The organism is uncultured Polaribacter sp., from assembly GCF_947503855.1.
Taxonomy (GTDB): Bacteria; Bacteroidota; Bacteroidia; order Flavobacteriales; family Flavobacteriaceae; genus Polaribacter.
The window spans coordinates 95,024-114,797 of the sequence record NZ_CANNFF010000011.1; the positions used below are offsets into that span (position 1 = coordinate 95,024).

Sequence of the window (19,774 nt, forward strand, 5' to 3'; positions counted from 1 at the left end):
AGACTTTTTAGGGTATCCATTTGGTCGTTTCTATTAACTTTAAAATATCTTTTTTAAGATATGCTATTGCAGGTAGAATAGAATCATAATTGGGTTTTGCATAAAAGTACAAAGAGCCTTTTAAGAAGTTTTTAGTGCTATCTGTAGCGTGAAATTGTATATGAGAAGCTGCATTACCCGTAATTTCGTAAATACTAGCAAATACTCTTTTTTGGGAATTTGTATAATCTTTAGGAATTATTTGCTCTGCTTTTATAGCGTGTTTAAATACCAGTTTCTCTGCCTCTGTTAAAAGCTCTTTTATGTTATTATTTACAGGTCTATAAGTAATATCTATTGATGCTTTTAAGTTTGGGTACTTAATGGTAAGCCAATTGTTGGGTTCATTAATTACTTTGGTATTTTTTAAAACATCAAAACTGTAAGGTCTTTTTAACTTTAGTTTTTGGTAGTTTTTTTTTGGATATTTTAGACTTAAATAGGCTGTTGGTTTTGGTAAAGTATCTTCTTTACATCCTAAAAAAATCAATACAAAAAAAAAGAAAAAAAGGTTACGCATTTCTGGTTGCTTTTACTTGTTTTATGCGTTTTTTATCTAACGCCTCTATGGTAAACGTATAATTCTTAAAGTTTATTTTCTCTCCCTTTTTTGGAAATTTCCTAGAAATTTCTAAAATAAAACCTGCTAGGGTTTCGCTTTCTCCTTTTTCTTCTTCAAAAATTTCTTCATTTTCATCATCTAAAACTCGGCAAAAATCTTTTATGCTTGTTTTTCCTTCAAAAATAAAGTTGTTGGCGTCTATTTTAGAGTAGGTTAAATCATCGTCATCAAATTCATCGTTAATATCACCAACAATTTCTTCTATTACATCTTCTAAAGTAACCAAACCACTTGTACCACCATATTCATCAACAACAATGGCTAGGTGATTTTTTATGGCTCTAAAATCGCTTAATAAATCGTCTAATTTTTTGTTTTCTGGAACAAAAAAAGGCTCTCTTAAAAGGTTTTGCCATTTAAAAGATTTTTTATTGAGGTGTTCTAATAAATCTTTAGCATATAAAATACCAATAATATTGTCGATATTTTCTTTATAAACAGGGTTTCTAGAATACCCGTTTTCTAATATTTTTTTTAAAACTACTTCATAAGGCTCTTCATCAGAAATGGCAAAAATATCTATTCTAGGTTTCATTATTTGCACGGTTTCTGTGTTACCAAAATTTACAATTCCTTGTAAAATTTTTTGTTCGTCTTTACTTGTAGCACCTTGTGATGTAAGTTCTAACGCTTGTGATAAGGTTTCTACAGAAAAGTTTGTGCCTTTGCTGCCTAGTTTTTTTTCTATCCATTTTGTTAGGCTAATTAAAGGCAAACTAAAAGGAGTTAATAATACACTTACAAAATTGATAAATTTAGACATGGTTTTAGAAAAAGTAAGCGCATTTCTAGAAGCATACACTTTTGGTAAAACTTCGCCAAATAATAAAATTAAAAAAGTTACTAATATAATTTCTATTAAAAAACGAACGGGTACTGTAAAATAATAGAGGTCTATATCTAAGTTAAAATCGCCAAAAAGGGTTTCTGCCATAGATGCGAATAACAATACAATTAAAATATTTATAAAATTGTTTGTAATTAATATGGTTGCTAATAATTTTCTGGGGCTTTCTAAAAGAGTAACGACAATGTTTTCTTGTTTTCCGTTATTAGAAAGTTCGTTTAAATCTGTTTGCGATAAAGAAAAAAAAGCAACTTCTGTTCCAGAAACCAACGCAGAACTTATGAATAACGCAATTAATAAAATTCCATTTATGGTGGTTATAAAATCGAAAGAGGCTAATAGAAAATATAAAGATTCGGGATCTGGATCCAAAATTTATGAGTTTAAATGGTTAAAAAGGTAAATCGTCATTTTCTTCAGATGTAATAGACGGTGTTTGCTCTGCTTTAGTTGGCTTGCTTTCTTGTGGTGCAGCAGTATTTGTATCTGCATTCTTTTTTGTTGTTAACATGGTCATTTCTGTTACAACAACCTCTGTTGAGTAGCGTTTAATACCATCTTGTTCCCACTGTCTGTTTTTTAATTTGCCTTCTACGTATACTTTATCTCCTTTTGCCAAGTATTTTTCACATACTTTAGCCAACCCATTTCTAACAACAATATTGTGCCAATCTGTATTGGTTACTTTTTCGCCACTTTGTTTGTTGGTATAACTCTCTGAGGTTGCAATAGGAAAACGACCTACACAATTTTGATCATCAAAATAATGCATTTTTACATCATCGCCTAAATTACCTATTAAAATTACTTTGTTTATTGTTCCTGCCATAGCTTGTTAAATTAGATATCAAAAGTACTAAAAATATCAATTACTTTTTAGTCGATATTCCTTTAGAAAATTCGCAATTAAAATAGGTACAGGATAATCTTCTATATTTTCCCAAGAAATAGAAGCCTCTTTTAATGAGCTGGTTTCTACAATCCAAAATTGAGTGTATAAATGTTGATGAGATAATTTATGAATAATTTCTTTTTTGTTAAATAATGAAAGGGTAGTTTCTGCTGGGAATAAATTTTGAAATTCCTCTGAAGCTACAATTTCTTTTTGATTGCTGATGTTTTTTGTTTCTATTAAAGGAAATTGATACAAACCTTGCCAAATACCTTTGCCTTTTCTTTCTTTTAAGATTGTTTTATGATCATCCGTTTTTATCACCAAAAAATTAAAATATCGTTTTGTGATTTTTATTTTTTTTTCTTTTACAGGTAATTCTTTAGTTAATTTTTTTTCTAAAGCAACACAACTATTTGCAAAAGGGCAAGTATCACAAAGCGTATTTTGGGGTTTACAATGCATTGCGCCAAAATCCATTAAAGCTTGATTATAAGTCCCCGGTTGCTTCGTGTCTAAAAGCGATTGCGCTAATGCTTTAAACTCTTTAATCCCTGCAGATGAGTTTATAGGTGTTGCAATGCCAAAATAGCGAGAAAGTACTCTGTAAACGTTTCCATCTACTACAGCCGTGGGTTCGTTAAAACAAATAGAGGCAATTGCAGAGGCTGTATAATCGCCAACACCTTTTAGTTTAATAATTTCTTTATAGGTTGATGGAAATTCGCCATTTAGCTCATTTGCAATGTATTTGGCGCTAAAATGTAAATTTCTTGCTCTAGAATAATAACCTAGACCTTGCCACATTTTTAAAACAGTACTTTCATCTGCTTTTGCAAGGTCAAAAACAGTCGGAAATTCTTCCGTAAATTTTAAATAATAGGCCAAACCTTGAGCAACTCTTGTTTGCTGAAGCATGATTTCGCTTAACCAAATAAAATAAGGATGCTTACTTTTACGCCAAGGTAATGCTCTTTTATTTTGTAAATACCAGTATATTAGTGTATTAGAAAATTTCATTTGTTATAAATAGATTTGCAATATTACATTTAAAAATTCAGATAATTTTAAGGTTTAATTTTTTTGGAATTGATTAATTATCATATATTTGCATCCGCATTTTTGAAATTAAATTAATAAAAATATAGTAAAAATAGAGACATGACGAAAGCAGATATCGTATCAAAAATTTCAGATAAATCAGGAATCGAAAAAACAGATGTTTTAGCAACTGTAGAGGCATTTATGACTGAAGTAAAGGATGCATTAGAAAATGGCGACAACGTTTATTTAAGAGGTTTTGGTAGTTTTATTATCAAAACTAGAGCAGAAAAAACAGGTAGAAATATTTCTAAAAATACAACTATTAAGATTCCGGCTCATAATATTCCAGCATTTAAACCAGCAAAAACTTTTACAGAAGGTGTAAAAAGTAAAGTAGCTGTTAAATAACAAAATACTAATCTAAACCTTAACTGGTTTAAAAAACAACAGACATTATGCCAAGTGGTAAAAAAAGAAAGAGAGCTAAGATCTCTACACACAAAAGAAAGAAAAGAGCTAGAGCAAATAGACATAAGAAAAAGTAAGCATTTGCTTACTTTTTCGTTTATTGTTTAACGAAAAAGAAAAACCAACCCCAAAAAAGTTCATTGACATTTGAAAATTTACACGCTGTGTAAGGCAGTAAATTTTCTAACGGTATTACAAAATACCTGACAATATTAATCCATCTGCACAACGAAGTGCAGTGTTAAAACCAAATTCAGCATGAAAACAGAATTAATAATTCGTTCGAATTCATCTGATATTGATTTTGCCTTATTAAGAGATGGAAAACTTATTGAATTAAATAATGAAACAACTGGTAACAAATTTTCTGTTGGCGATATATTTTTAGCCAAAATAGGAAAAGTGTTAACAGGTTTAAATGCAGCCTTTGTAAATGTAGGATACCCAAAAGATGGGTTTTTACATTATCACGATTTAGGTGCGCAAGTAAACTCATTAAATACATTCATTAAGAAAGTAAGCACAGGTAAGTATAAAGAATTCACTTTAAAAAACTTCCGTTTTGAGGAAGACATTAACAAAGACGGTAGTATTAACAACGTACTAAAATCGGGGCAAAACCTGTTAGTACAAATTGTTAAAGAACCAATTTCTACAAAAGGCCCAAGATTAAGTTCTGAGTTGTCTATAGCAGGTAGATTTTTGGTTTTAGTTCCTTTTTCTAACAGAGTATCTGTATCTCAAAAGATTGCAGATCCAAAAGAAAAAGAACGATTAAAAAGATTAGCAAAAAGCATAAAGCCAAAAGGTTTTGGCGTTATTTTAAGAACTGTTGCAGAAGGTAAAAAAGTAGCAGAATTAGATAAAGATTTGCAAAACTCCTTAGAACGTTGGAAAACCATGTGTAAGCGTATTGCTAACACAAATACACCAACTAAAATTTTAAGCGAACTTAACAGAGCATCTTCTATACTAAGAGATGTTATGAATGATAGTTTTACAAGTATCATAACCAATGATGAAACTTTAAAAGTAGAAATTAAAGAATATCTACAAGAAATTTACCCTGAAAAGGAAAAAATTGTAAAGTTGCATAGGTCTGATATTCCAATTTTTGAAAAATATGGAATTGAAAGACAAATAAAAACATCGTTTGGTAAAACAGTTTCTATGAGTAAAGGTGCCTATTTGGTAATAGAGCACACAGAAGCATTACACGTTATTGATGTAAATAGCGGAAACCGTTCTAATAAAGCAGGTTCTCAAGAAGATACAGCATTAGAAGTTAATTTAATTTCTGCCACAGAAATTGCACGTCAATTACAATTACGTGATATGGGTGGTATAATCGTTGTAGATTTTATAGACATGCATAAAGCTGAAAATAGAAACAAACTTTATCAGCATTTAAAAGAACAAATGGCTTTGGATAGAACAAAGCACAAAATATTACCTCCAAGTAAATTTGGTTTGGTGCAAATTACAAGACAAAGGGTTAGACCAGAGTTAAGTATAAAAACTACCGAGACCAACCCAAATAAAAATGGAGAAGTAGAAGCGCCCATTGTCTTGTTAGACAAAATAGAAGCAGATTTAGAAAAATTTATTTCTAATCCAAAAAATAAAAAGATACAATTACACTTGCATCCTTTTATCGCTGCTTATTTACTAAAAGGCGTAAATTCTATACGTTTTAAATGGTATTTAAAACACAAAAAGTGGATTACTATTATACCTAGAGATGCTTACACATACTTACACTATAAATTTAAATCTGTAAAAGATTAATTTTTATACATGTAGAAGGCAATAATTTATTATCAATAAAAACCCAAAACTTATAAGTTTTGGGTTTTTTTTATTTTTAAAAATAAATTTTTATTTTTTCTCTTTAATGAGATACATATATACAGGAAAATGATCTGAGTAACCCCCTGTATAACCTCCTTTAGAAAAGCTTCTAAAAGGATAGCCTTTGTATCTACCTTTTTTCTGAGTTAAAAAACGTTTATTAAAAATGTTTGCTTGATACATTTTATAAGTAGTATAATCTTTTGTTCTTTTGTTTAGTAAAGGGGCAGAAATTAAAATCATATCAAAGAGGTTTAAATTATCTCTGTAAGCTAATGTGTTAAAGCCTCTTCTATGTAAGTCTTCATAAGGGTTGTAAATATCGTTTTCATTTACATCTCTTTTTCTACTTTTGGTTTTTAAAACTTTTTTAAAACTAGAGTTTATAGGATCATCATTAAAATCGCCCATAGTTAAAATCTTAGCATTGGGGTCTTTTTGTCTAATTTTTTCTATAATTTTTGTGTTTTGGTAAGCCGCTTTTTCACGCAAAGGTCTACTTTTTGCTTCACCACCACTTCTAGAGGGCCAGTGGTTGACTATTAAATGAATTAACTCGTCATCTAAATACCCAGAGACTAATAGTTGATCTCTAGTATAAACTTTGTAACCATCTCTATAAATATTTGGGTTAAAAGCTTCGTGATACACAGGTTTAAAATATTTTTTTTGATATAATAAAGCTACATCAATACCTCTTTTATCAGACGAATTATAATGTATAATACCATAATGCTGTTTTGTCAAATGTTTAGATTTCACTAAATCTTCTAAAACACTTAAGTTTTCCACTTCAGAAACCCCAATTATTGCAGGACTCGTTTTTGCTTTATCCAGTCCAATTTGAGCAATGGTACTTCCTAGTTTATCTATCTTATCCCAATAGACTTTTGATCTGTTGGTTTTTAGCTTCATTATTGGGCTTGCTCCATCATTGATAGAGGTATCATTTATAGTGTCAAAAAGATTTTCTAAATTGTAAAAAGCAATAGTTCTAATTGTGTATTTTTTTTCTTTTTTCTGAGAAAAAAATACTGTATTTGTAGAAATTAGAAATACAATAAGTAGGGTTACTTTTCTTTTCATTTGTGCTTTTTCTTTCTGTAAAAATATCAAACATAATTTATAATTTACTAATAAAATAGGTTTATTGTTGAAAATAACCTAAATTTAAATGCTAAATTGAATGAAAAAAAGAGAAAGTTATGGTAAAATTTATTTTATCTACAATTTTTGTGATGCTATTTTTTATAGAAACAAATGCACAAAATATTGTAAAAGGTATTGTTATAGATAACAATACAGAAAACCCCTTAGTTAACGTTCTCATACACGTTAAAAATACAATTATCAACAAAAAAACGCAACTAAATGGTGTTTTTATTATTGATAAACTTCCCAATGGAAAGTATCTTTTAGAGATTTCTATTAATGGTTACGAAACTCAAGTTTTTCCAATTCAACTTAATGGAAAACCAATTAATTTAGGTACAATTTATCTTTTTAAAGATATTACAGAAGACCAAGACTTAAGTATTATAACCATTACAGATGATGAGTTAAATGACGATGCAAGTGCTGCAGATAACATATCGGGTTTATTACAAGCAACAAAAGATGTCTTTTTAAGGTCTGCTGCGTTCGAGTTTAGTTCTTCTTTTTTTAGAATTAAAGGGCTAGATTCTGGAAATGGTAAAGTACTTATTAACGGAATTGAAATGAACAAAATTTATGATGGAAGAGCACAATGGAGTAATTGGGGTGGTTTAAATGATGTTTTACGAAACCAAGAATTTAGTAATGGATTAGCACCTTCTAACTACACTTTTGGCGGTGTTTTAGGTTCTACTAACATTAATACTAGAGCTTCTCAACAAAGACCAGGAACCAGAATTTCATATTCATCATCTAACAGAAGTTATGTGCATAGGTTAATGGCAACCCACTCTACAGGTGTTTTAGAAGGAGATTGGGCAATAACAGTTTCTGGAAGTAGAAGAGCAGGCTTAGAAGGTTTTAACGAAGGTACTTCCTACAATGCATACTCATTATTTTCATCCGTAGAAAAAAAGATTAACGAAAACCATAGTATAAACTTTACATCTATTTTTACACCAAACAGAAGAGGTAAATCTTCTCCAAATACCCAAGAAGTATTTGATTTAAAAGGAATAGCTTATAATGATTATTGGGGCTATTTAAATGGAAGAAAGGTAAACTCTAGAATAAAAGAGGTAAAAGAGCCAATTTTAATGTTAAACCATTATTGGGATTTATCTGATAATAGCACATTGCAAACTAATATATCTTATCAATTTGGTAAAATAGGTAACAGTCGTTTAGATTTTAATGGTGGTGCAAACCCAAGCCCAACTTATTATCAATATTTACCAAGTTTTCAACTTAGAAATGAGGATTTAGCAGGAGCTTACACATCAAGAGAAAATTTTCAAGAAGATGGTCAATTAGATTGGAATAGAATTTTTGATGCAAACATTACAAATGCAAATGCAGGTATAGAAAATGCTTATGTACTTTATGAAGATAGAAGTGATGATAAGCAATTAACAGTAAACACTATTTTTAACTCAGACATTACAAACAACATTACTTTAAGTGGTAAATTAGAATACAGAAGATTACGTTCTAATAGTTTTGCAGAAGTTATAGATTTATTAGGTGGTAAAGGTTATTTAGATATCAACCCTTTTGCAGATACAGAAATCCAACAACAAAATGATATCTTAAATCCTAATAGAGTTGTTGGAGAAAGAGATGCTTTTAGATACAACTACAATTTAAATTCAAATATGGCAAGTGCTTTTTTACAAGCACAATTTAAGTATAAAAAAGTAGATTTTTTTACCGCATTTAGTGTTTCCAATACTACACATCAAAGAGAAGGTTTATACCAAAATGGTAGATTTGAAAATAATTCTTTAGGAAAATCTAAAAAATTAGACTTTATAAACTTTGGTGCAAAAGCAGGTGCAACTTATAAAATTACAGGACGCCATTTAATAGATGCAAATGTAGCTTATGTAACCAATGCACCTACAATTAGAAACTCTTTTGCAAATTCTAGAGAAAATAATTTTGTGGTAGATGATTTGGTTAGCGAAAAAGTATTTTCATCAGATATAAGTTATATTGTTAGAAGCCCAATAATTACCTCTAGATTAACTGGTTACTATACCAATGTACAAGATGCAACAGAAATATCTTTTTATTTTGCAGATGGTATTGGTGGCGATAATACAGCTTTTGTACAAGAAATACTTTCTGGTATCAACAAACAACACATAGGTTTAGAACTAGGTATAGAGGCGCAAGTTACACCAACTATAAAGTTAAAAGGTGCAGCAGCTATTGGGCAACATACTTACAGCAATAATCCAGATTTATATTTAACATCAGATGTAGCTAATAATGGTGGTTTTGATGCAGACTTTAGATCTAAAGATTATGTGTCAAATTTAAAAAACTACAAATTGGCTTCTGGTCCACAAAATGCTTATTCTGTTGGTTTCGAGTACAGAGATCCAGATTATTGGTGGGTTGGTGCTACCACAAATTTCTTTTCAAATATTTATGTTGATGTTGCTCCATTAAATAGGTCTTCAAACTTTTTTGAAGACGCAGATGGTTTACCATTTGCAGATTACGATCCAGATTTAGCAAGAGAATTATTGCAACAAGAAAAATTTGACGATTATACGGTTGTAAATTTAATTGGTGGTAAATCATGGAAAATAGGCGATAAATATATTAGTCTATTTGCAACAGTAAATAACTTATTAGGAGAAGAGTACAAGTCTGGTGGTTTTGAACAAGGTAGAAATGCCAACTTTAGACAATTAAGAGACGACAAAGCACTAGATACACCCGTTTTTGGTAATAAATATTGGTACGGAAGAGGTACAACCTACTTTTTAAATTTAAATATATCATTCTAAAAAAAAATAATTAAAATGAAAACAAATAAAATAATCATCATATTACTAGCCTTTGTATCTAGCATTTCTTTTACCTCTTGTGTAGAAGATGGATACTTTACAGTACCCCAAAATTTAGGAGTAGAAGAAAATGAAAATTTAAATGCACTTTTAGATAGCATAAATCAAGGTTTCGTAGAATTAAAGTCTATAAAAGATTTAAAAAAAATCTATATTTCTGGTAGTAACCCTATAGAAATAGTGTCTAATATCGCTGTAAAAGGATATGTTATTTCTTCAGATGAAAATGGTAATTTCTTTAGAGAATTTTATATACAAGACCAACCAGAAAACCCAACTTCTGGAATTAAAGTAGCTATAAATTTAACTAATATTAATACCAAATTTAATTTTGGAAGGGAAGTTTATGTAAGATTAAAAGGTTTATATATTGGAGAAACAAATTCTGGTGATGGTGTAACTACAATTGGGGGTAAAGTAAAATTAGTAGATAATAGAGAGATAGATAATATTACTGTAAATAAATCTTTAAATCAATTTTTTAGATCAAAAACTATAGCTGAAATTATTCCTAAAATTGTAACCCTAGGAGATATAAACAATCCAGAAAATCTTTGTACCTATGTTAGTGTAGAAAATGCTTATTTTGCTGGAAATACAGAAGGTAAGACATATATAGATCCTACAGAAGATTTTGATACCAAAAGAACTATAGAAACTTGCCAAGGTCCTGGCATTGTAGAGGCTTTTGTAGAAACAAGTTCTTTTGCAGACTTTGCTAATTTAGCGTTACCAAAAGGAGGAGGTTTTTTAAATGCGGTTGTTTCTAAAGATTTTCCTGGAGATTTTACAGTACTAGTTTTAAATTCAGCAGATGGTGTAAATATGAACGGAACAAAGTGTACTCCTGAATCACTATCAGATTTTTCAACAATTTTATTAAATGAAAATTTTGAGACAACTTCTGGAGATATAAATATTGCTGGTTGGACAAATTACAGTGAAAAAGGCACTAAACTTTGGCGTTCTTATTTTGATAATGATGTACAAAGTAGAGCTGCAAATATTGGTTCTTTTAGATCTGGAAATGCTTCAACAATATCGTGGTTAATTACAAAAGGTATAGATTTAGATACAACATCAGAAGAATATTTTTCTTTTGATACTTCTACATCTTTTGCAGATAGTAGTACTTTAGAGGTTTTAATATCATCTAACTGGGATGGTTTAGAAACAACAATTACGAGTGCTAATTGGGAAAAACTACCTGCAAGAATAGCATCAAATAGTGATGACTTTAGAACTTTTATTAACTCAACTTACATTAATTTATCAAATTATACAGGTACAGTTTACATCGCATTTAAATATATAGGGAGTGGAGATGAAGATTTTGATGGAACTTATGAGATAGATAATGTAGTAATTAACGCAAAATAATAACTTATTAAAACCAGTAAAGATTTTTCTTTACTGGTTTTTTCTATTTTTACACTATGGATAAAATAGAACACATTGGTATTGCAGTTAAAAACTTAGAGGAATCTAACAAGCTATTTGCATCATTATTTGGTAAAACACATTACAAAGTAGAAGAAGTGGCTTCAGAAGGTGTTAAAACCTCTTTCTTTAACACAGGCCCTAATAAAATAGAATTATTACAAGCTACAAATGTAGATAGTCCCATTGCAAAATTTATAGAAAAAAAAGGAGAAGGCATTCATCATATTGCCTTTGCAGTTTCTGATATTAAAACTGAAATTAAAAGATTAAAAAACGAAGGTTTTGTTGTGTTAAATGAAGAACCAAAAAAAGGAGCCGATAATAAATTAGTGGCTTTTTTACATCCAAAAACTACTAATGGTGTTTTAATTGAGCTGTGCCAAGAAATCAATTAGTTAAAATACTGCAAAGACGCACTGTCAACTAATTTCTTATTATTATCTTGCCAACAGTTTAAAAGTTACCATAAAAATGCCTTCAAAGTTTGAAACATACCAAAAAAGACGTTTAGCATCTTCTTATATTTCTGTTGTAATTAGTATTGCTTTGGTGCTCTTTATGGTAGGTATTTTAGGACTCATGCTTTTAAAATCTGCCTTGGTAGCAAATAGAGTAAAAGAAAAAGTAGCCATTACTTTATTTTTAAAAGATAAGGTAACTAGCAAACAAATAAATGGTTTTAAAGCTTCTTTACAAAAAGAAAATTTTACAAAACGAATTATTTACACCTCTAAAAAACAAGCAGCAAAACAATACAGTAAAGAAATTGGCGAAGATTTTTTAAATTTTTTGGGAGAAAATCCGCTTAAAAACGGAATAGATATTTACTTAAAAGCAGATTTTGTTACTCCAGGAAAAATAGAAGAATTAGAAACAAAATTTCTAAAAAATGCATTTGTTGCAGATGTATCTTACGATAAATTATTGATAAACTTACTAACAAAAAATATTAAAAAAATTAGTTTTTGGTTGTTAATATTAAGTGGTTTTGTGGGTTTTATAGCCATTATTTTAATAAATAGCTCTATTAGGTTATCTATTTACTCTAAAAGATTTAACATAAAAACCATGCAAATGGTTGGTGCTACAAAAGGTTTTATTAGAAAACCTTTTATTTGGCAAAGTATAAAATTAGGGTTGGTTGCTGCAATTATTGCACTTTTAGGTTTAGCAGTTGTAATTTATTATGCAGATAAATTTGCACCTAGTTTAGGCTTTTTAAAAGACTATATTTCTTTAGCATATTTAACAGGTGGTGTACTTTTAACAGCATTTATTATAACTTGGTTAAGTACCTTTTTTGCCACACAACGTTTTTTAAATTTACGAACAGACGAACTTTATTATTAAAAACATGAAAGAAGAACAACTACAAAAACCAGCATTTATTTTTGGAAAAAAGAATTATATTTTCATGATTATTGGTATCCTATGTATTGCTTTAGGATTTATTTTTATGGCAGGTGGTGGTAGTAACGACCCCAATTTTTTTAATAAAGAAATTTACAATTGGCAAAGAATACGTTTAGCACCCACCCTAGTAATTGTTGGTTTAGGTATAGAAATTTATGCTATTTTACTAAATCCTAAAAAATAAATATGGATATTTTAGAAGCCATTATTCTTGGTATTATTCAGGGTGTAACAGAATTTTTACCAGTCTCCTCTAGTGGTCATTTAGAGTTAGCAAAAGCCATTTTAGGCGATACTTCTCTACCAGAAGAAAGTTTAACATTTACAGTGGTTTTACATTTTGCAACAGCATTAAGTACCATCCTAATTTTTAGAAAAGAAATTTTTGACATTATAAAAGGTTTGTTTCAATTTAAATGGAATGATGAATTTAAGTTTTCATTAAAAATTATCATTTCTATGATACCTGCAGTGATTATAGGCTTACTTTTTGAAGACGAATTAGAATCTTTTTTTGGCGGAAAAATATTATTAGTAGGTGTCATGTTGTGGGTTACAGCACTATTATTGTTGCTAGCAGATAAAGCAAAAAATACCAATAAAAAAGTTTCATTTAGTAATTCTGTAATTATTGGTATTTCTCAAGCCATTGCTATGCTACCAGGTATTTCTAGATCTGGTGCTACCATTTCTACATCGGTTTTATTAGGTATTGATAGAACTAAAGCAGCCCGTTTTTCATTTTTAATGGTGGTTCCGTTAATTTTTGGTAAAATTGGTAAAGATGTTTTAAGTGGCGATTTAAATTTCCAAGCGTCAGAAACTACCCCAATTATGGCAGGCTTTGTAGCTGCTTTTGTAGCGGGTTTATTAGCGTGTAAATGGATGATTTCATTAGTAAAAAATAGTAAACTTTCTTACTTTTCCATTTACTGTGGTATTGTTGGTGCTATGGCTATAGGTTATGCGCTTTTAAATTAATAAAATTCAATTTTTAATAGTATTAAAATTGATGTTTGAACTAGCTCTACTATTAAGCAGCCTCTTTAATTAAACCTACTGAAAGAATTTTATAAATGACAGAAGAAGACTACAAAAACGGACAAGTTTTATTAATTGATAAACCACTTACTTGGACCTCTTTTCAAGTTGTAAATAAACTGCGTTGGGAAATTAAACAACAATTTAATCTTAAAAAGATAAAAGTGGGTCATGCAGGTACTTTAGATCCTTTAGCAACGGGTTTATTAATTATTTGTACAGGCAAACAAACCAAACAAATAAATACCTATCAGGGGCAAATTAAAGAATATACAGGTACTTTTACAATTGGGGCAACTACACCAAGTTACGATTTAGAAACAGAAGTAGATAAAACATATCCAACAGCGCATATTTCTGAATCGCTTTTAAAAGAAACTACCCAACAATTTATTGGAGAAATTCAGCAAAAACCACCCATTTTTTCTGCAATTAAAAAAGACGGTAAACGCTTATACGAATTAGCAAGAAAAGGAGAAACTACAGAAATTAAAACAAGAGCAGTTACTATTTTTGAATTTGAAATTACAAAAACCCATTTGCCAAAAGTAGATTTTAGAGTAGTTTGTAGTAAGGGAACTTATATTCGTTCTTTAGCTTTCGATTTTGGAAATGCCCTAAAATCTGGAGCTCATTTATCTGCACTTAGAAGAACAAAAATTGGTGATTTTTCTGTGGATAATGCACTTTCTGTGGAGGAATTTATTCAACAATTAAAAGATAATTAATTAAGCTTTTTGTTTCAGGTGAATTATTTAACGCTGTTAGTTTGTGTGGTTATCCTTATCTGCGTATTTATATCGGTAACTTATCATTATTAAAAATCTGCAGGAACACAAAAACTAATTTTCTCGTTAGTCTTCGGATGTAAAAATTCGATAAATTCTGCATGTAAATGTAATCTGTTTGCTTTTTTACCATACAAATCATCGCCAATAATAGGTGTGTTTAGTCCGTTTTTATGAGCAGCATGCACTCTTAATTGATGCGTTCTACCAGTTACAGGATAAAAATAGACACGTGTTTTGTCTTTTTCAATATCAATAACTTCCCAATTAGTTTCTGCATTTTTACCATATGTAAAATCTACTAATTGTTTGGGTCTGTCATCTAAATCTACACGTAAAGGCAATTGTATAGAGCCTTTTTTGTCAGTTAAAACACCATCTAATAAGGCTATATAGCGTTTTTTTACAGTCCTATTTATAAACTGACTTTGTAACGCTTTATTAGCTTCTTTCGTTTTTGTTAATACTAAAATACCAGAAGTAGACATGTCTAATCTATGCACAATTAAAGGCCCAGTTGCATTTGGGTATTGTTGTTGTATTCTCGTGTATACAGAGTCTGAAATACTTTTACCTGGTACCGATAAAAACTCTGCTGGTTTATTTACGACAAGCAACACGTCATCCTCAAAAATAATTTTTAATTCTTTATTTTTAGATAAGTTTTTAATCAACAAATTTTCTTCTACATCTAAACCCTGTAACATATGTGTTAAAATGGGTTTACATCTGCTTTGGCAAGCAGGATAGTAATTTTTATGTTTTCTAATAGCCGAGTTAGGCGAAATTCCCCACCAAAATTCTGCCATTGTCACTGGTGTTAAGTTATTTAGAAAAGCATATTGCAATAATTTGGGTGCAGCACATTCACCTGAACCTGCAGGAGGTTTTACAGCAGGATTATTAAAAATATCTAACAAACTTTTTTCTTCTTTAGCAACATTTAAAAAAGCGTATTTGCTAAATAAGGTTTGTTGCAAATAGTTAGATGTTGCTTTTCTTTCTTTTTTTAGTGATGTAATTTCGTCTTCAAAAACAGTAATTTGTTGCTTAATTTTATCAATTTTCGCATCATAATACAACTGTAATTCTTTTAAAAAAAATTGCTGATTGTAACTTTCTTGTTTTAATTGAGTAGTTAGTTTTTTAAAATCATCATTATTTAAAACCTTTATTGCTTCTTGTTTTTTCTGCTTTCTAGCAAGCTTAGCTTGTTTTAATTTTAATTTTTGTGCTTTTAAGTCGTTTTGAATCTTTGTAGTTAAAATTGTAAAATATTTTTTTAAAGCAATGTAATTTTCATTGTTTACCAATTGATCCAATGCTAAATTTATGGCATCTAACTCAGCTTCACCTTTTACATAAAAACTGTTTTCTGCACGCATATTAAATACAGGAGGAACAAATTTTTTTGGCAAACTATGGTCGTTTAATTTCCCAGAAAAAGCAGCTAAATAACCAATTTTCCCTTCTTTATTTTTAACCACTAAAACACCAAACATTTTTCCGATTGCATTTTCCTTCTGGTTTTCTAATCCAAAATTATGAGTAAAATCGGTTTGAGTTTTTAAATATTCTTGAAGCTCAGAAGTTGCAATTTTAGCCAATTTATGGGGTTTGTAATAAAAAGGAAATGTAAACTTTTTAGGAAGTTTAATTTTAGAAATATCAGTAGAAAAATCTTGCAAATAACTCAATGTTGAATAAAAATTAAATATACTTGTAAATGATTGTTATAAGGTAATTTATCCATTATTTTTATAAAAAAGTTGTCTAATAGCAGCAATAAAAAAAGTTTTTATAGGCAAGCTTTTCATAATATAAATATCCTCTAGAAAAGTACTTTGGTTGCCTAAAAATGCTAAGATTTTTTGGGCAGATATTTTTTGAAACATTCTGGTAAAAATTTCTTTTCCACTAAGTTTTTCTGATAAAATAACTGCGATTAAGGTTCTGTCATACCAATGATAAATCTTGTCTCTAAAACTTGTTTTTAAATGGGGCTTTTTGCCCAATTTTATTTGATTTACAATTTCTGAAACATTTTTTTGTATAAACTGAAATGTATAACCACTACTAGCTTTGGTAAAACCTCCAGAAGTGCCTAGGTTGATTACATTTTCTAATGGATAATTTTTAAATGCAGCTAAAGACATTGGTATAATACCAAATTCTTTATGTACAATCGTATAATTTTCTAGTTGTAACTCGTCTGAAATATATTTTTTAAGTGCTGCAGTATATTTTTCTTTTGGAAGTATTTTTGGGCTAAATAAGGTATATTCAACTAAAGCTTCTGTACTAGATGTGGGTAAAACATACATAAAAGTAGCTCCATTTTCTTGCGATAGCCTAAAATCCATCAACCTACCAACTTTTGTATTAAAAAAAGGTTGTTCTGTTTTAATAACCCAACCTTTAAAATGTTGTAAAAGCGAGTTTTCTTCAGTAATTTTAGGGTTAAAAATAGGTGTAGAGTTAAATACTGTTTTAGCTCTATAACTATTTTTTTCTGTTTTTACAGAGGCCTCATTCTTTGTAGAAGTTATCTCTAAAACAGTCTCTTTTAAAAACGTAACATTGCTAAAATTTTTGGCAAAACTGATTACAAAATTATAAAAATCAATTCCTTGAATCATTTTGTAGGTATAAGTACCTAAGTCTAATTTTTTTTCAAAATTGGTAGATAAAAATTCTAAAGTGTTCCATTTTGCGTATACAATTTCTTCAAAAATACCTGCTTCTTTTTCCCAGTAACACCAAGTTCTGTCATTATTATTTTTGTGGTCTTTATCAATTACTAAAATAGTAGCATCTTGCAATGTTGGTTCTTTTAAAATAGCATAAAGTAAGCTTAAACCAGCACAACCAGAACCTGCAATAATATAATCGTATGTTTTCATTTTATTTTAAAAATCTACTATACCAACTGTCTTCAATAGGAATTTCCCAAAAATTATCAAAATCTTGTTTGGTAGTTATAAGGTTGTCAAAAACAATGGTTTTTGCAGTAACAGCTTTATTTTTTAATAACTTTTTAAAGTCTTTTAAATCTTTGTATTGTACATATTCGCCTTGTTTAAAGCAAACATTCATTTTATCTAAAAGCGCTACTTTATAAATTTGTTGTAACTCTAATATAAAAGAAACACTAGCATCTATATCTACACTTAATAATTTTGTAGAAACATCATCTGCAGCTAAAACTATAAACCTGTTGTAAAGTATTTTAAAAGATGCTTTAAAATCTTCATCTTCAGATTTCCATTGTGTTACAAAATCTTTTACACTTTGTGTTACTTCTTCTATTTCATTAGGATAAAACTTTCTACTAGATGGATAAATCCAAATTTTAGCATCTTCTGGAATGGAATGGAATTCTACAAACATTTGTTTCTTTTAAAATACAAATATAACCAAAAGAAAAACCGTAAGCTTATATAAACTTACGGTTTTATAAATGTCGAGTTTTAAAAGATTATTTTTTTTTCTGAAAAGCGATGTATTAGCAAACTAACAATATCTTCTTGTACGCTTTTACCTTTATCTTTATTGTACCAAACTTGTAGGTCTTGCTTAAATTGAGCATCTAAATTACCGTTTTTTGCTTTGTAGTCTGCCACCATTTTTGTGGCTACAGAAGGCCTTGGTCCCCAAGTAAATATCACATTATGTTCTGTATCTAATGCAATTAATTTTGGAATTGCTCTACCACCGTTGGTTAAAAATAAATCCATGAGTTCTAAATTTTCGTCTCTTAAAACTACTTTTAAATTGATGTTTGGGTTTATAGCAGCAATTTTGTTAATTACAGGTAAATTTTGTGCGGCATCTCCACACCAACCCTCTGTTATTGTTAACCAAGTTTGTGGTTCTTTTATGCTATTTATAGTAGTAATTGTATCTTCAGAAATTTGAAGCGTTTTATCTAGGCGTTTCATTCTTCTATCGTTTAACAAGCTGTAGTTTGTTAAGGCTTCTGATTGTAGGGGACCTGTTGCTTTACCATTTGCTAATAAATTACTTACTAAAGTTCTGTAAGTTTCGTAAGAAATAGCATTTTGTAAACTTTTTTCTAAACTATTTTTCATCTTTTTTATTTTAAATAAAGGTAATTTTTATACTTATTTTTCTTGGTAACCTTTGTTACAATTGGGTTTTTTATTAAGACGAAATATACACTAATTTCTTACAATTTATTTTTTAAGATTTATAAGAATATCTTTTGTTATCGCTGCCAAATCAAATTGATGTTTCCAATTCCAATCTTTTCTTGCTTCAGAATCGTTAATGTTAGAAGGCCAACTATCTGCTATTTGCTGTCTAAAATCTGGATTGTAGGTAATTGTAAAATCTGGAACATGTTTTTTAATTTCTTCAAAAATTTCTTTTGGTGTAAAATCTATAGCAGCTAAATTGTAAGAAGTTCTAACTTTAATAGCCTCTGATTTAGCTTGCATTAATTGGATGGTTGCATTTACAGCATCATCCATATACATCATTGGTAAACGTGTATTTTCTGATAAAAAACAATTAAAATTACCATCTTCTAATGCTTTAAAATAAATATCTACAGCATAATCTGTAGTACCTCCTCCTGGTTTTGATTTCCAAGAAATAATACCAGGAAAGCGTAAACTTCTAACATCTACACCATATTTTTTATGATAATAATTACACCAAAATTCTCCAGAAAGTTTACTAATACCGTAAACTGTAGAAGGTTCCATAATTGTTTTTTGTGGTGTGTTTTCTTTTGGAGTTGTTGGGCCAAAAACCGCAATAGAACTAGGCCAATATACTTGTTTTATGTGGTTTTCTTTTGCTAAATCTAACACAGCTAATAAAGAGTTCATGTTTAAGTTCCAAGCTTTCTGTGGATATTTTTCTGCAGTTGCAGATAACATTGCGGCTAATAAATATACTTGTGTTACTTTGTATTTTTTAACTGTTTTTAAAATGGTTTCTTTATCAGTTGCATCTATAATTTCAAATGGGCCAGATGCCATTATAGCAGCATTTCCACCTCTAATATCTGAGGCAATAACTTGCTTTTTGCCATACACTGAACGTAGCTTTTCTGTTAACTCGGTTCCTATTTGACCACTAGCACCTAAAACTAATATGGTTTCGTTCATATATTGAATTCAATTAAAATTAAAAACAAAGGTACTTAATTTAATTATTCGTAATTATATTTTAAATAAATAATCATTCAATAATTTTAACGCTTTATTTTTTTGTTTTGTTAGGGTTTTCTTAAAAACGAAAACGGTGCAAGATATTTATGTATTTTTACTTTTTTAAACA

19 protein-coding genes are annotated in these 19,774 nt (G+C 29.4%); 9 read left to right on the forward strand and 10 right to left on the reverse strand.

Translation table 11 applies throughout. The features are described from left to right. Positions 1-7 precede the first annotated feature (7 nt). The 4 genes from gldD to mutY are packed head-to-tail and all read right to left on the reverse strand — an operon-like array spanning position 8 to position 3,420. Entirely contained in the window at positions 8-559 is a 552-nt protein-coding gene (gene gldD, locus Q0662_RS10535) for a gliding motility lipoprotein GldD (protein ID WP_298949517.1), read from the reverse strand. Further along, entirely contained in the window at positions 552-1,880 is a 1,329-nt protein-coding gene (gldE, locus tag Q0662_RS10540) for a gliding motility-associated protein GldE (protein ID WP_298949519.1), read from the reverse strand. Before gldE ends, gldD begins: the two co-directional genes overlap by 8 nt. Before the next feature lie 19 nt (positions 1,881-1,899). Next, a complete protein-coding gene (locus tag Q0662_RS10545) occupies positions 1,900-2,337 on the reverse strand; it encodes a single-stranded DNA-binding protein (RefSeq protein ID WP_298949520.1) in 438 nt (145 codons plus the stop codon). Positions 2,338-2,373: 36 nt separating this feature from the next. Further along, entirely contained in the window at positions 2,374-3,420 is a 1,047-nt protein-coding gene (gene mutY, locus Q0662_RS10550; RefSeq protein ID WP_298949522.1) for an A/G-specific adenine glycosylase, read from the reverse strand. 141 nt (positions 3,421-3,561) lie between these two features. Here mutY and Q0662_RS10555 point away from each other — a divergent pair, with 141 nt between their 5' ends. Continuing rightward, positions 3,562-3,852, forward strand: a complete 291-nt coding sequence (locus Q0662_RS10555) for an HU family DNA-binding protein (RefSeq protein ID WP_087521132.1) — start codon at positions 3,562-3,564, stop codon at positions 3,850-3,852. 318 nt (positions 3,853-4,170) lie between these two features. After that, positions 4,171-5,700 carry a ribonuclease E/G gene (locus Q0662_RS10560; protein WP_298949524.1) on the forward strand — a complete coding sequence of 510 codons (1,530 nt, stop codon included), beginning with the start codon at positions 4,171-4,173 and terminating at the stop codon, positions 5,698-5,700. A 90-nt stretch (positions 5,701-5,790) separates the two neighbouring features. Here Q0662_RS10560 and Q0662_RS10565 read toward each other — a convergent pair whose 3' ends face one another. Beyond that, the gene (locus Q0662_RS10565; RefSeq protein WP_298949526.1) at positions 5,791-6,849 is read right to left on the reverse strand and encodes an endonuclease/exonuclease/phosphatase family protein; all 1,059 of its coding nucleotides are present in this window, start codon (positions 6,847-6,849) and stop codon (positions 5,791-5,793) included. A 119-nt stretch (positions 6,850-6,968) separates the two neighbouring features. On the opposite strand from Q0662_RS10565, the gene Q0662_RS10570 reads away from it, so the two are divergent. The 7 genes from Q0662_RS10570 (at position 6,969) to truB (ending at position 14,404) form a co-directional block, all read left to right on the forward strand. Then, positions 6,969-9,719 (forward strand): carboxypeptidase-like regulatory domain-containing protein, encoded by a 2,751-nt coding sequence (locus Q0662_RS10570; protein ID WP_298949528.1) that lies wholly within the window; start codon positions 6,969-6,971, stop codon positions 9,717-9,719. 15 nt (positions 9,720-9,734) lie between these two features. Beyond that, positions 9,735-11,159, forward strand: coding sequence for a DUF5689 domain-containing protein (locus tag Q0662_RS10575; RefSeq protein WP_298949530.1), 1,425 nt, complete (start codon positions 9,735-9,737; stop codon positions 11,157-11,159). 56 nt (positions 11,160-11,215) lie between these two features. After that, a complete protein-coding gene (mce, locus tag Q0662_RS10580; protein WP_298949532.1) occupies positions 11,216-11,617 on the forward strand; it encodes a methylmalonyl-CoA epimerase in 402 nt (133 codons plus the stop codon). A 76-nt stretch (positions 11,618-11,693) separates the two neighbouring features. Beyond that, on the forward strand, positions 11,694-12,572 hold the full coding sequence (locus Q0662_RS10585; RefSeq protein WP_298949534.1) for a permease-like cell division protein FtsX: 879 nt from the start codon (positions 11,694-11,696) through the stop codon (positions 12,570-12,572). Between the two features lie 4 nt (positions 12,573-12,576). After that, positions 12,577-12,819 (forward strand): DUF3098 domain-containing protein, encoded by a 243-nt coding sequence (locus Q0662_RS10590; protein WP_298949536.1) that lies wholly within the window; start codon positions 12,577-12,579, stop codon positions 12,817-12,819. Between the two features lie 2 nt (positions 12,820-12,821). Continuing rightward, positions 12,822-13,616: an undecaprenyl-diphosphate phosphatase gene (locus tag Q0662_RS10595; protein WP_298949538.1), complete on the forward strand. Its 795-nt coding sequence runs from the start codon at positions 12,822-12,824 to the stop codon at positions 13,614-13,616. A 95-nt stretch (positions 13,617-13,711) separates the two neighbouring features. Next, complete coding sequence (gene truB, locus Q0662_RS10600; protein ID WP_298949540.1) at positions 13,712-14,404, forward strand: tRNA pseudouridine(55) synthase TruB; 693 nt, start codon at positions 13,712-13,714, stop codon at positions 14,402-14,404. An 89-nt stretch (positions 14,405-14,493) separates the two neighbouring features. Here truB and Q0662_RS10605 read toward each other — a convergent pair whose 3' ends face one another. The 5 genes from Q0662_RS10605 to Q0662_RS10625 all read right to left on the reverse strand — a co-directional run bounded on the left by Q0662_RS10605 (position 14,494) and on the right by Q0662_RS10625 (position 19,602). Next, a complete protein-coding gene (locus tag Q0662_RS10605) occupies positions 14,494-16,152 on the reverse strand; it encodes a pseudouridine synthase (RefSeq protein WP_298949542.1) in 1,659 nt (552 codons plus the stop codon). Positions 16,153-16,209: 57 nt separating this feature from the next. After that, complete coding sequence (locus Q0662_RS10610; protein WP_298949544.1) at positions 16,210-17,367, reverse strand: lycopene cyclase family protein; 1,158 nt, start codon at positions 17,365-17,367, stop codon at positions 16,210-16,212. Between the two features lies 1 nt (position 17,368). Then, on the reverse strand, positions 17,369-17,854 hold the full coding sequence (locus tag Q0662_RS10615; protein WP_298949545.1) for an ABC transporter ATPase: 486 nt from the start codon (positions 17,852-17,854) through the stop codon (positions 17,369-17,371). Between the two features lie 80 nt (positions 17,855-17,934). Beyond that, positions 17,935-18,555, reverse strand: coding sequence for a thioredoxin family protein (locus tag Q0662_RS10620; protein WP_298949547.1), 621 nt, complete (start codon positions 18,553-18,555; stop codon positions 17,935-17,937). Between the two features lie 105 nt (positions 18,556-18,660). After that, on the reverse strand, positions 18,661-19,602 hold the full coding sequence (locus Q0662_RS10625) for an NAD-dependent epimerase/dehydratase family protein (RefSeq protein WP_298949551.1): 942 nt from the start codon (positions 19,600-19,602) through the stop codon (positions 18,661-18,663). Positions 19,603-19,774: the final 172 nt, after the last annotated feature.